We start from the raw sequence: 12,268 nt of genomic DNA, 5'->3' as shown, positions 1-12,268 counted from the left end.
GACGACCGGGCCGGCCGCCGGGAGGACATCGTGAAGAAGCTGATCAACGATCCCCGCAAGGTCGTCAGGGAGATGCTCGAAGGGCTCGTTGCGCTGCATCCCGGGCTCACCTTGCTGGCGAACCACGACGTCGTGCTGCGCAGCGACCTTCCCGCGCCTGCCAGCCGCCAGGTCGCGGTGATCTCCGGGGGCGGCGCCGGCCATGAGCCGGCCCATGCCGGCTATGTTGGGGCAGGCATGCTGCACGCCGCCGTCTCGGGCGACGTCTTCACCTCGCCCGCTGTCGACGCGGTGCTCGCCGCCATCCGCGCCGCCGCAGGACCGGCTGGCGCCCTCCTCATCGTCAAGAACTACACGGGCGACCGGCTCAATTTCGGCCTGGCGGCAGAGATCGCGCAGGCCGGCGGCATCCCGACCGAGATCGTCGTCGTCGCGGACGACGTCGCATTGCGCGACACGGTGCCGAAGGAGCGGCGGCGCGGCATCGCCGGCACCGTCCTGGTCCACAAGATCGCCGGAGCTCTGGCGGAACAGGGCCAGCCGCTGGCGGCGGTCGCGGCGGCGGCACGGGCCGCTGCAGCCGCGACCGGCACCATGGGCGTGGCGCTTGGCGCCTGCACCATCCCGGCGGTCGGTGTCCCCGGCTTCACGCTCGGCGAGGACGAGATCGAGTTCGGCCTCGGCATCCACGGCGAGGCCGGTGTCTCCAGGCAGCAGATCGCCTCCGCCGACGCGATCACCGACCGGATGCTGGAGATCATCCTCGGCGAAGGCGGCCATGGCGCCGGTGCCCGCGTCGCGCTGCTCGTCAACAATCTCGGCGGGACGACGCAGATGGAGCTCGCCGTGATCGCCCGGCGCGCGCTCGCTCGCCTGCGCGAGCAAGGCTTGATCGTCGAGCGCGCGTGGGCCGGCACCTTGCTGAGCGCGCTCGAAATGCCGGGTTTCTCGCTGTCGCTGATGACAGTCGACGATGACAGGCTCGCCCTTCTCGACCGGGCTGCGGCAGCTCCGGCATGGCCCGGCGCCGGCGTCGTCCCGCAAGCGCCGAGCCTTGCCGGCGTCAGCGGCGCCGAAGCCGCGGACGAGACCATGATCTCGGCCGACAGGCTGGGCGCCGCGGTGCGAACCGCCGCCCTCGCCTGCGCGACGGCACTGGAAGCGGCCGAGCCCTATCTGACCGAGCTCGACAGCAAGGCGGGCGATGGCGATCTCGGGCTCAGCATGAGCCGTGCCGCGGCGGCCATCCGGGCCTCATGCAGCGCGGACAGGTCAGTCAGCGCCGCCGCCGTCCTCGCTTCGCTCGCCGGACAATTGCGGCGCGCCATCGGCGGCAGCTCGGGACCGTTCTACGCGGTCGGCCTGCTGCGCGCCGCCCGCCGCCTCGCCCAGGGGCCAAGCACCGGGCTCGCCGATTGGGCCGATGCGTTCGCAGCAGGCGCCGACGCCGTCTCCGAACTCGGAGGCGCTCATGCTGGCGACCGGACGATGCTCGACGCCCTTCTCCCCGCGGCACGAGCCTTGGCCGAAGCGGCTCAATACGGCCTCCCTCCGGCCCAAGCCTGGAGCCTGACGGCGGAAGCTGCGAAGGCCGGCGCGGAGGCAACCGCCATGATGAAGCCGCGGCTTGGGCGGGCGAGCTATCTCGGCGAGCGCGCCCTCGGCTCGCCGGATGGCGGCGCCGTCGCGGTGTCGATCTGGCTCGATGCGGTTGCTCGCCGCTAGAAACCGTCGCGCCCCGGCCTCGCATGATGTGGACGGCTCGGCCTACTCCGCCCCGGGAGCCGTGCTCGCCCGCGCGATGATCTCGAAACCGGTATCCGTCAGGCGCGTCCCGGATTCCAGGCCGGATGCGCGCGCGACGACCATGTCGATCGCGGTGCGGCCCATCTCATAGGCGTTGGGCTGGACCGTCGTGATCTGCGGCGAGATCTCGGAGGCGATCTCATAGTCGCCCCAACCGGCGACGGCGAGGCGCTCCGGCACGCTCCAGCCGCGCCGCCCGCATTCGAACAGCACCCCGGCCGCGACGATGTCCGTCGGGCACAGCAGGGCGTCGATCGACCCGTCCATGCGATGGAGGGCATCGAGCGCCTTCGGGCCGGCGCCGAAGCCGTCGGCCTCGTCGGCCAGATGGCACAGGTCCGGATCGAGCCCGTGCTGGCGCATGCGCTCCTCGAAGGCCGGTAGGCGCTCGGTGTAGCGACCGGCGACATCGCCGGCGTATCCGACGAAGCCCATGCGCCGGCGGCCGGCGGCGACGAGATGATCGACCATGGCCTGCGTCGCCGCCGCCGACGAATAGCCGACGGCCATGTCGAGCGGGTCGCGATGCACCCAGGTCTCCACCACCGGCATGCCGGTCTTCCGCAGCAGGTCGACGGCCTGGTCCTCGTGCTCCTTGCCGACGAGCGTCAGGCCCGCCACCCGCAGGCCGATGAAGGTTCGGATCGCCGCCGTCTCGTGCCGCTTCGTGTCTGCGAGCTTGAGGACCAGTTCATAACCGTCCTCGGCGGCCGCATCCTGCATGCCGCGGACATATTTGTAGAAGCTAGAGTTCTTGATCGAGGGGATGACCGCGCCAATGACGCGGCTCTGGCCCGAGGCGAGGTTTCCGGCGGCGTGATTGGGAATATAGCCCAACTCGGCAGCGACCTCACGAACGCGCCGACGCGTCTCCTCCTGGACCCGCTCCGGGTATTTGAACGTGTTGGAGACCGTCATCGGCGAGACGCCGGCAGCCCTGGCGACGGACTGCATGGTGACCGGTCCAGTCGCCTCCCCGCATTTCGTCATCGCGCCTCCCCGGCCGGCACGGCCTGCACCTGCATTCGGACCGCCGCTCCATACCTCGCAAGAGCATGGGCCAGCGCTTGACTCGCCTGATCGCTCTGCCATTGTAGCGCTACAAAATTAAAAGGGAACGGGTTTCCCATGCCGTCACCAGCGACGACACCGCCCTGCGCCGGAGCGCTTCGATGACCACTGCCGGACGGGGCTCGGCGGAGACGTTGACGCTCGCCGGCGTCTGCAAATCCTATAATTCCGTCCTGGCGGTCCGCGATCTCGATCTCGATGTTGCGGCGGGCGAGCTCGTTGCGCTGCTCGGCCCCTCCGGCTGCGGCAAGACGACGACGCTGCGCATGGTCGCCGGCTTCGAATATCCGGATTCCGGCGCCATCCTGATCGGCGGATCGGATGTGTCGCGCCTGCCGCCGCATCGCCGCAAGCTCGGGATGGTCTTCCAGAACTACAGCCTGTTCCCGCATCGCACCGTCGCCGAGAACATCAGCTTCGGCCTGCGCATGGCCGATGTCGGCCGAGCCGAGCGCGACCGGCGCGTGACGGAGATGCTGGACCTGATCCGGTTGCCGGATCGCGCCGACATGTACCCGTCGCAGCTCTCTGGCGGCCAGCAGCAGCGCGTCGCGCTCGCCCGCTCGCTCGTCGTCAATCCGAAGGTGCTGCTGCTCGACGAGCCGCTGGGCGCGCTCGACAAGTCGCTGCGCGAGAGCATGCAGTTCGAGATCCGGACCATGCAGCAGCGCCTCGGCATCACGACGCTGCTGGTCACGCACGACCAGGAAGAGGCCCTGTCGATGTCGGACAGGGTCGCGGTGATGCAGGGCGGCCGCATCCTCCAGATCGGCACGCCGACGGACATCTACGACAGGCCGCAGAGCCGCTTCGTCGCCGAGTTCCTGGGGGCCTCGAACATCTTCGCAGGCAAGGTCGCGCCGGATGGCCGCAACCTGCTCCTGCCCGGGCCGGGCGGCGAGGTGCCGGTGCCGCTGGCCGAGCCGGCGACGCCGGGCGCCGCGCTGACGCTTTCGGTCAGGCCGGAGCGGATGCGGCTCGCAGCGGAATCGGGAGACGGCGCCAACTTCAGCGGGCGGGTCATCGGCGCCGTGTTCCGCGGCAACTACGCCGCCTATCAGGTCGAGGCCGCGCAGCTCGGGCGCGAGCTGATCGTCTACCGGCAGGCGGACGGGCCGCTCGGCACCGTCTCCTTCCGGCTCGGCGATGGTTTGACGCTCGGTTGGGTGCCGCAGGATGCGGTGCCGATCGATGCGGAGTGAGGTTGCATGACGAGTTCACAGGGACAGGGCGCGCGGATCGGCATCGATGTCGGCGGCACCTTCACGGATTTCGTGCTGGCCGACCCGCGCGGCGGCAACCTGGTCTACTACAAGGAGCCGTCGACGCCGGACGAGCCGTCCCGCGCCCTGATCGAGGGGCTCAAGTCGCTGCTCGGCAAGGCCGGCCTGACCGCGGCCGACGTCTCGCTGCTGATGCACGGCACCACGATCGGCCTCAACGCGATCATCCAGCGGCGCGGCGCCACGATCGCGCTCGTGGTCAGCAAGGGCTTCCGCGACATCCTGGAGATCGCGCGCAGCCGCATGCCCTCCTCCTTCGATTTCCACTCGAGCAAGGAGGAACCGCTGGTCCCGCGCTGCGCCGTCGTCGAGATCGACGCGCGCCTCTCGGCCGCCGGCGAGGTCACGCATGCGCCGGACGAGGCGGAGCTCGCGCGCGTCGCAGCCGAGCTCAAGGCGCTCGGCGCCGATGCCGCCGCCCTCGTGCTGATCAACGGCTATGCCAGGCCGGAGGTCGAGATCGCGCTGGCCGACAAGCTCTCGGCCGGTGCGGGCGGTCTCGCCATCACCTCGGCCGCGGCGATCTGGCCGGAGATCCGCGAATACGAACGAACCCTGGTCGCCTGCCTCAACGCCTATATCCAGCCGCTGATGCAGCGTTATTTCGCCGGGCTGAAGCAGGGACTCGCGCGCGACGGCATCGAGGCGCCGATCCTGGTGACGGCCTCCAATGGCGGCTCGCTCAGCCTGGCGTCCGCCATCGACCGGCCGGTCGAGACCATCCTGTCCGGGCCGGCCTCGGGCGTGATGGCGGCGGCGCGGCTGGCGAGCGCGGCCGGCGTCAGCTCGATCATCTCCTTCGACATGGGCGGCACCTCCTCCGACATCGCCGTCGCCCATGCCGGCTCGGCGGAGCTGGCGACGCGCACCGACATCGGCGGGCTGCCGCTCGTCCTGCCGGTCGTCGATGTCTCGGCGATCGGCGCGGGCGGCGGCTCGATCGTCTGGGTCGACGGCCACGGCGTCCTCAAGGTCGGGCCGCGGAGCGCCGGCGCCATGCCCGGCCCGGTGTCTTACGGACGCGGCGGCCAGGAGCCCGCGGTCACCGACTGCTATCTGGCGCTCGGCTATATCGACCCCGACGGCTTCCTCGGCGGGCGCATGCGGCTCGACAAGGGCGCGGCCGAGCAGGCCCTGGCTGAGATCGCCGATCGCATCGGCCTCGCCGGGTCGGATGGCGCGGCGCGTGCGGCCGAAGGGGCGCTCGCCGTCACGACGGCCGGCATGGCGACGGAGCTCTACAAGACGCTTGCCGCGCGCGGGCTCGATCCGGCGGGCTTCGCGCTCGTGCCCTTCGGCGGCGCCGGGCCGACCCATGCCAACCTCCTGGCCGAGGAGGTCGGGATCGGCAGCGTCGTCATCCCGCCCGCCGCCGGAACCTTCTGCGCGCTCGGCGCGGTCGCGGCCGATCTGCGCCGCGACTTCGTGCGCAGCCTGCGCCGTCCTCTCGATGCGGCAAGCGCCGCCCTGCTGCAAACCGTCTTCGCCGAGCTCACGGCAGAAGGCACCGCCTGGCTCGACCGCGAGGGCGAGCAGGCGACCGGCCGGCGGATCGAGCGAGGGGTCGACATGCGCTATGCCGGCCAGGCCTATGAGCTGCGCGTGCGGCTGGACGAGGATTGCCGCACCCAGGATGCCGTGGCCGAGGCCTTCCACCGCGAGCATGAGCGCATCTACGGCTTTCGCGACGGCGACAGCCTGGTAGAACTCGGCACAGCAAGGCTCGCGATGGTCGGCGAGACCCCGAAGCTGACCCAGCCCCGGATTCCGGCGGGCGACGGCCAGCCGCAGGCCAGCGGCCGGCGGCCCCTGTTTCGCCGCGGCGCCTGGCTGGAGGCCGCGGTCTACGGCCGTGCCGCCTTCGGCGCCGGCGACAAGGTGAGCGGGCCGGCGATCATCGAGCAGGAGGATACCACCACGATCCTGTTGCCGGACTGGGGCGCGCGAGCCGACGAGGTCGGCAATCTGCATCTCGAAAGACAGCCGTCATGAAGCTCGATTCGGTCACGCTCGCCATCCTCGGCAACAAGCTCGCGGCGGTCAGTGAGGAGATGTGCCTGACGCTGCAGCGCACCGGCCGCACGCTCTATGTCAAGGAAACTGCCGATTTCGCCTGTGCGCTGGCCGGGCTGGACGGGCGCTTCTTCGCCTATCCGCGCTCGATCGGCGTCTCCGGCTTCGTCGGGCTCGAATGTCTGCCGACGATAGCGGCCGTCGGGCCGCTGGAGCCGGGCGACGTCATCCTGACCAACGATCCCTATCGCTCGGAAGGCCTCTCCACCCACCTGCCCGATTTGCACATGATCGAGCCCTATTTCCACGAGGGCCGGATCGTCGCCTATGGCTGGTGCTTCGTGCACTGCTCGGATGTGGGCGGGCGCGTGCCGTCGAGCATCTCGCCGGTCAATACGGAGATCTTCCAGGAAGGCCTGCGCATCCCGCCGGTCAAGCTGATCCGGCGCGGCGAGATGGTGCCGGAGGTCCGCCTCTTCCTCGACGCCAACAGCCGCACGCCCGAGGCGAACATGGGCGACATCCGCGCCATGCTGGCGGCGCTCGCGGCCGGCCGGCGCCGCCTGGAGCAGACCATCGCCCAGCACGGGGCGGACGCGGTCTGCGTCGCCGCGACCGATCTGATGAGCTATGCCGCGCAGAAGGCACGCGCCGTGCTGAAGCGCGTTCCTGACGGCACCTATCGCTTCAGCGACTATCTCGACGACGATGCCGCGACGCAGCTGCCGGTGCGTATCGCGCTCGCCGCGACCTTCACCGACGGGACGGTCCATCTCGACTTCACCGGCACCGACCCGCAGGTCGCGACCGCGATGAACATCCCCTCGCGCGGGCGCCCGCATGCCTGGCTGACCCTGCGCGTGCTGGCGCTGGTCAACACGCTCGACCCGACGACGCCGCTCAATGCCGGCCTGCTCGAGCCGGTCAGGATCACCGCGCCCGAAGGCAGCCTCGTCAACCCGCAGGAGCCGGCGGCGACCGGCGTGCGCCATGCGGCTGCGATCCGCGTCAACGACGTGCTGAACGGCGCCTTCGGCCAGGCGTTGCCTCTGGTGATGCCGGCGGCCTCCTCCGGCACCGTGATCCCGGTGGTGATGGCCGAGCCCGACGGTCGCGGCGGCCGACGCGTCCAGGTGATCGAGCCGATGATCGGCGGCACCGGCGCCCGCTCCGGCCGGGACGGCGTCGACGGCCGCGACAGCGGCATCTCGAACCTCGCCAACAATCCGGTCGAGACCGTCGAAGCCGAGCTCGGCGTCGAGATCATGAGCTATGCGCTGCGGCCCGATTCCGGCGGCGCCGGGCGCTGGCGCGGCGGCTGCGGCATGGAACTCACCTTCCGCGCCCTTACCGACGACACCAATGTGCTCGGCCGCGGCATGGAGCGCCTGCTGTTCAGGCCCTGGGGTTCGAACGGTGGACAGGCCGGCGCTCCGGGCGAGTTGATCGTCAATCGCAGCCGGCCCGACGAGCGCCGGCTCGGCAAGATCGACGTCCTGACCATCAATGCCGGCGACACCGTCACCTTCCTGACACCCGGTGCAGGCGGCTGGGGCGATCCGGCCGAGCGCGACACGCAGGCCGTGCTGCACGATGTGCGCAACGGCTTCGTCACCACGGAGGCGGCAGCCCGCAACTATGGCGTGGTGATCCATGGCGGTGCGGTCGACGAGGCAGAGACCGGGGTGCGCCGCGCCGCCATGCGGCGTGGCGGCGGCCACGGGCCGGAGCGCGAGCGCTGGGACGCGGTCTTCATGCCCGAGCTGATGGACCGGCTGAATGCTGGTCTGGTCGCCCTGCCCGGCTCGGCGCGGCAGCGTCGCCGCCGTGATATCTTTGCGCAGGCCCTCTCCGCCTTGCCGGACGGCTTCCCGCGCGCGGGCGCCGACGACGATGCCCTGCGCACAGCGCGAGACCGACTTGCGGCCGCCGCCGCGGAGCTTTGACACCAGCCCGATGCAAACGCCCTCGAACCATGGAGCCCTGCGATGACGAAGCTGGACAGGCGTAGATTTATCGGCAGCAGCGCCGCGCTCGCCGCCGGTCTCGGTGCCGGCAGCATGCCGCGCCTGGCGCAGGCGCAAGGCCGGTCGATCACCGTCACCGCCTTCGGCGGCGTCTGGGAGGAGGCGGTGCGCAAATGCTTCGTCGCTCCCTTCGAGGCCAAGACCAAGGCGAAGGCCAATGTCTCGCTCGGAGGGCCGCCGCAGTGGCTGGCGCAGGTCGAGGCCAATCCGAAGAAGCCGCCGGTCGACGTGCTGATCATGACGCCCGACCTTGCGCTGACCGCGGCGAAGGCCGGCCTCGTCGACGACTTCACGGTCGAGAAGCTGCCCAATCTGGCGAAGACCCCGAAGGAGCTGACCGACTCCGTCATGGGCAAGGGCACGCTGTTCGACTACGGCGTCGGCGGGATCACCTTCAACAAGAACCGGGTGAAGAACCCGCCGAAATCCTTCGCCGAATTCGTCGATCGCGTCGCCAAGGGCGAGTTCGTCGCCTCGGTTCCGTCGATCAGCTATGCGGTGACGCCGATCATGCTGATCTGGGCCATGGCCAAGGCCTTCGGCGGCGGCACCGAGAACGTCGATCCGTTCTTCAAGGCAATGGAGAAGATGAAGAAGAACCTCGTCTTCTGGGCGGGGCCGAACGACTTCTTCAACCACCTCTCGTCGGGCGAGGCCGAGCTCGGCATCTATTTCGACGGACGGACCTGGAACCATTACGATTCCGGCGCGACCTGGATCGACTTCATCAACCCGTCGGAGGGCGGCTCGCTCAACGGCGTTGCCGTGCAGAAGCCGGTCAATGCCGACCCGCTGGCCTGGGACTACATCAACGAGGTGCTGGACGCCAAGAACCAGACCCTCTTCGCCGACATCATGAACTACGGCGTGACCAATACCGACGTGGTCTACAGCGACAAGCTCAAGCCGCGCATCACGCCCTGGCAGCAGACCCAGTTCCCGCCCTACGAGGAGATCGCGAAGGTGCGCAACGACTGGGTCAACCGTTGGAACCGCGAGATCGGACGCTGATCGGCGGGCCGCTGCCGCCTATGCAGGCGGCAGCGGCCTCTTCCGGACGAAGGTCGTGACGATGCAAGCTCCCGCGCCAGCAATCGATGGACGCAGGAAGCCGCGAGGAATGTCGTGGCTCCTGGCGCTTCCGGCCGCGCTCTTCCTGCTCGTCTTCTTCGTGCTGCCCTTGCTCGACAACGGCATGCGCAGCCTCGTCGGCGCCGAGGGCCAGCTGACGCTGACGCGCTATTCGGCATTGCTGACCGACAGCTTCTATCTGCGTGTCACGGCGGAGACGATCCTGCTCTCGGCCGGCGTCACGGCGATCTGCATCGTGATCGGCTACCCCGTCGCCTATGTGCTGGTGCGCAAGTCCGGCCGCTGGGCGGGGCTGATCATCTTCCTGCTGATCGCGCCGCTGCTGACCTCGATCATCATGCGCACCTTCGGCTGGCAGGTGCTGTTCGCGCGCCGCGGCCTCGTCAACAACCTGCTGCTCGACCAGCTCGGGTTGATCGAGGCACCCTTGCGCCTGACCAATTCGCCCGGCATCGCCATCGCCGCGCTCGTGCACGTGCTCGTGCCTTATATGGTCCTCTCGATCGCGACCGTGCTGCAATCGGTCGACAGGCGGCTGGAGGAATCGGCCAAGATCCTCGGCGCCGGACGGCTGCGCGCCTTCCGCGAGATCACGCTGCCGCTCTCGCTCGACGGCATCGGCACCGGCGCGATCCTGGTCTTCATGATCGCCAATGGCAGCTTCGTCACACTGGTCCTGCTCGGCGGCGGCCTCCAGACCTTGCCGCTGCTGATCTACCAGCAGTTCAACACCACCCGCGATTTCGGCATGGCGAGCGCGATGAGCTCGCTTCTGCTCGTGGTCGCGCTGTCCTGCCTCTTCCTGCAATTGCGCCTCGTGCGCCGTCGCGGAGCCTGAGCGATGAGCGCGCGCAAGCGGGACTGGATCGATATCGGCCTCGTCGCCTTCACGGTGCTGTTCTTCGTCTTCATGCTGGCGCCGATCATCGTGGTCGTCGTCGTCTCCTTCACCTCGGCCGGCTATGTCGCCTTCCCGATTCCCGGCTGGTCGCTGAAGTGGTTCGCCAACATCTTCGCCTACCAGCCCTTCGTCAGCGCGCTGAAGGTCAGCATCGGCGTCGCGATCGCCGCGACGCTGCTCTCCTGCCTGATCGGCGTGCCGGCCTGCCTCTACCTGGCGCGCTCGCGGAGGGCCTGGGCCAGCGCGGTGATGACCTTCCTGCTCTCGCCGCTCTCCATGCCGATGATCGTCATCGGCTTCGCCTCGCTGTTCTTCCTGTCCTGGCTCGGGATCGGGATCTCCTTCACTGCGCTGCTGATCACCCATACGGTCGTCTGCCTGCCCTATGTCATCCGGACCGTCGCGGGCGTCTATGCCGGCCTGCCCTCCGCCTATGAGGAAGCGGCGGCGATCCTCGGTGCCGATCCGGCCCGGGTCTTCTGGCACGTCACGCTGCCGCTGATCCGGCCTGGGATCATGGCGGGCGCGCTGTTCTCCTTCCTGACCTCCTTCGACAACCTGCCGATCAGCTATTTCTTCGCCAGCGCCAGCACGGGGACGTTGCCGGTGGTGATGCTGAGCTATCTGGAGAACCAGTTCGACCCGACGATCGCGGCGCTGAGCTCGCTGCAATTGCTGATGGCGGTGGTCGCCCTGCTGATCGTCGACCGGCTCTACGGCATCGACAAGATGACGGTGGCGGCATGACGCTGGAGATCGTGACGGCGTGAGCGGCCGGCCCGTCGATGCCCCCTCGCCGCTCTGGACGAGCCTGTCGCGCGAGCACTTCGCGGCGCCGGCCCTGGCTGGAGAGATCACCGCCGATGTGGTGGTGGTCGGCGGCGGCATCGCCGGCCTCGCCACGGCGATCGCGCTGCGGGGGCGCGGGCACGATGTCGTGCTGCTCGAAGCCGCCCGCGTCGGCTCTGGCGCTTCCGGGCGAGCCAACGGACAGGTGATCTCGGCGCTGACGCGCCACGGCCCGGATGCGATCTTCAAGGCTTGGCCGGGTGCGCGCGGCGAACGCTTCGTCGAGCTCGTCCGAGGCTCGGCGGACCAGCTCTACGCCCTGATCGAACGCTACGGCATCGACTGCGACGCGCGCCGCGCCGGCTGGCTGCAGCCCGCCCATACGCCGGGCCGCGCCCAGCGTGTCGCAAGCCTCGCTCGGCAATGGGCGCAGGCCGGCGCACCCGCCGCGCCGGTCGACGCCGCCGAGATGGCCCGCAAGCTCGGCACGGATGCCTACGCCGGCGGCTGGGAGCATCGCGGCGGCGGCCATATCAACCCTTACGCCTTCACAGTCGGCCTCGCGCGCGGGGCCGCGGCGGACGGCGTGCGCATCTTCGAGACCACGCCGGCGCTGCGGCTGGAGCGGCAAGGGACCGGCTGGGTCGTCGAGACGCCGTCGGGCCGGATCGCCGCCGGCAAGGTCGCGCTCGCCACTGCCGCCCATACCGGGACGCTCTGGCCGGCCCTGCGTCGCTCCATAGTGCCCGTGACCTCCTATCAGGCCGCGACCCAGCCGCTCGGCCTGCTCGCCGAGGCGATCCTGCCCGGCGACGAGGCCTCCTCCGATACGCGGATGGATCTGCGCTATTTCCGCAAGGACCGTGAGGGGCGGCTGGTCTCGGGCGGCGCGCTCGCGATCCAGACCGGCGCGGCCAGGCGCCTGCCAGCCCTGGTCGCCAAGCGTCTCGGGGAGCTGTTCCCGAGGCTGCCGGCAGCTCCGATGCAATATTTCTGGGGCGGCCGCATCGCGATGACGACCGACCGGCTGCCACATCTCCACCGCCGCGAGGACGGCCTGTGCGCCTGGATCGGCTGCAATGGGCGTGGCTTGGCGCTGGCCTGCGCGATGGGGCCTGTCCTGGCCGACGCCATCGAAGGCGTGCCGGACGAGCAGCTTGCCGTCCGGCCGACGGAACCTAAGCCGGTTCCCTTCCATGCGATCGTGGCGCGTTTCGCGCGCCTCATCCTGGTCTGGTACCGCATCAAGGACGGCCGGGAGATCTGAAGCGCCGGGCCGCGACAGG

9 protein-coding genes are annotated in these 12,268 nt (G+C 69.8%); 8 read left to right on the top strand and 1 reads right to left on the bottom strand.

Features of this window, described 5'->3' with window-relative positions; translation table 11 throughout:
* Positions 1-30: 30 nt before the first annotated feature.
* Positions 31-1,725 carry a dihydroxyacetone kinase family protein gene (locus AC3WLC_RS20495; protein ID WP_493685755.1) on the top strand — a complete coding sequence of 565 codons (1,695 nt, stop codon included), beginning with the start codon at positions 31-33 and terminating at the stop codon, positions 1,723-1,725.
* A gap of 42 nt (positions 1,726-1,767) precedes the next feature.
* Here AC3WLC_RS20495 and AC3WLC_RS20490 read toward each other — a convergent pair whose 3' ends face one another.
* Positions 1,768-2,796, bottom strand: coding sequence for a LacI family DNA-binding transcriptional regulator (locus tag AC3WLC_RS20490; protein WP_493685754.1), 1,029 nt, complete (start codon positions 2,794-2,796; stop codon positions 1,768-1,770).
* A 182-nt stretch (positions 2,797-2,978) separates the two neighbouring features.
* Here AC3WLC_RS20490 and AC3WLC_RS20485 point away from each other — a divergent pair, with 182 nt between their 5' ends.
* The 7 genes from AC3WLC_RS20485 to AC3WLC_RS20455 all read left to right on the top strand — a co-directional run bounded on the left by AC3WLC_RS20485 (position 2,979) and on the right by AC3WLC_RS20455 (position 12,249).
* The gene (locus AC3WLC_RS20485) at positions 2,979-4,079 is read left to right on the top strand and encodes an ABC transporter ATP-binding protein (RefSeq protein ID WP_493685753.1); all 1,101 of its coding nucleotides are present in this window, start codon (positions 2,979-2,981) and stop codon (positions 4,077-4,079) included.
* 6 nt (positions 4,080-4,085) lie between these two features.
* Entirely contained in the window at positions 4,086-6,152 is a 2,067-nt protein-coding gene (locus AC3WLC_RS20480) for a hydantoinase/oxoprolinase family protein (protein ID WP_493685752.1), read from the top strand.
* Positions 6,149-8,119, top strand: a complete 1,971-nt coding sequence (locus AC3WLC_RS20475) for a hydantoinase B/oxoprolinase family protein (RefSeq protein WP_493685751.1) — start codon at positions 6,149-6,151, stop codon at positions 8,117-8,119. Before AC3WLC_RS20480 ends, AC3WLC_RS20475 begins: the two co-directional genes overlap by 4 nt.
* 42 nt (positions 8,120-8,161) lie before the next feature.
* Positions 8,162-9,211 (top strand): extracellular solute-binding protein, encoded by a 1,050-nt coding sequence (locus AC3WLC_RS20470; protein WP_493685750.1) that lies wholly within the window; start codon positions 8,162-8,164, stop codon positions 9,209-9,211.
* 109 nt (positions 9,212-9,320) lie between these two features.
* On the top strand, positions 9,321-10,130 hold the full coding sequence (locus AC3WLC_RS20465; RefSeq protein ID WP_493685749.1) for an ABC transporter permease: 810 nt from the start codon (positions 9,321-9,323) through the stop codon (positions 10,128-10,130).
* A 3-nt stretch (positions 10,131-10,133) separates the two neighbouring features.
* Positions 10,134-10,940, top strand: a complete 807-nt coding sequence (locus AC3WLC_RS20460; RefSeq protein WP_493685748.1) for an ABC transporter permease — start codon at positions 10,134-10,136, stop codon at positions 10,938-10,940.
* A gap of 19 nt (positions 10,941-10,959) precedes the next feature.
* Complete coding sequence (locus AC3WLC_RS20455; protein ID WP_493685747.1) at positions 10,960-12,249, top strand: NAD(P)/FAD-dependent oxidoreductase; 1,290 nt, start codon at positions 10,960-10,962, stop codon at positions 12,247-12,249.
* Positions 12,250-12,268 lie beyond the last annotated feature (19 nt).

The organism is Allobosea sp. GW821-FHT03A12, assembly GCF_058986765.1.
The sequence above is the reverse complement of the archived record's forward strand: the minus strand, read 5'-3'. Positions and strand labels throughout refer to the sequence as shown.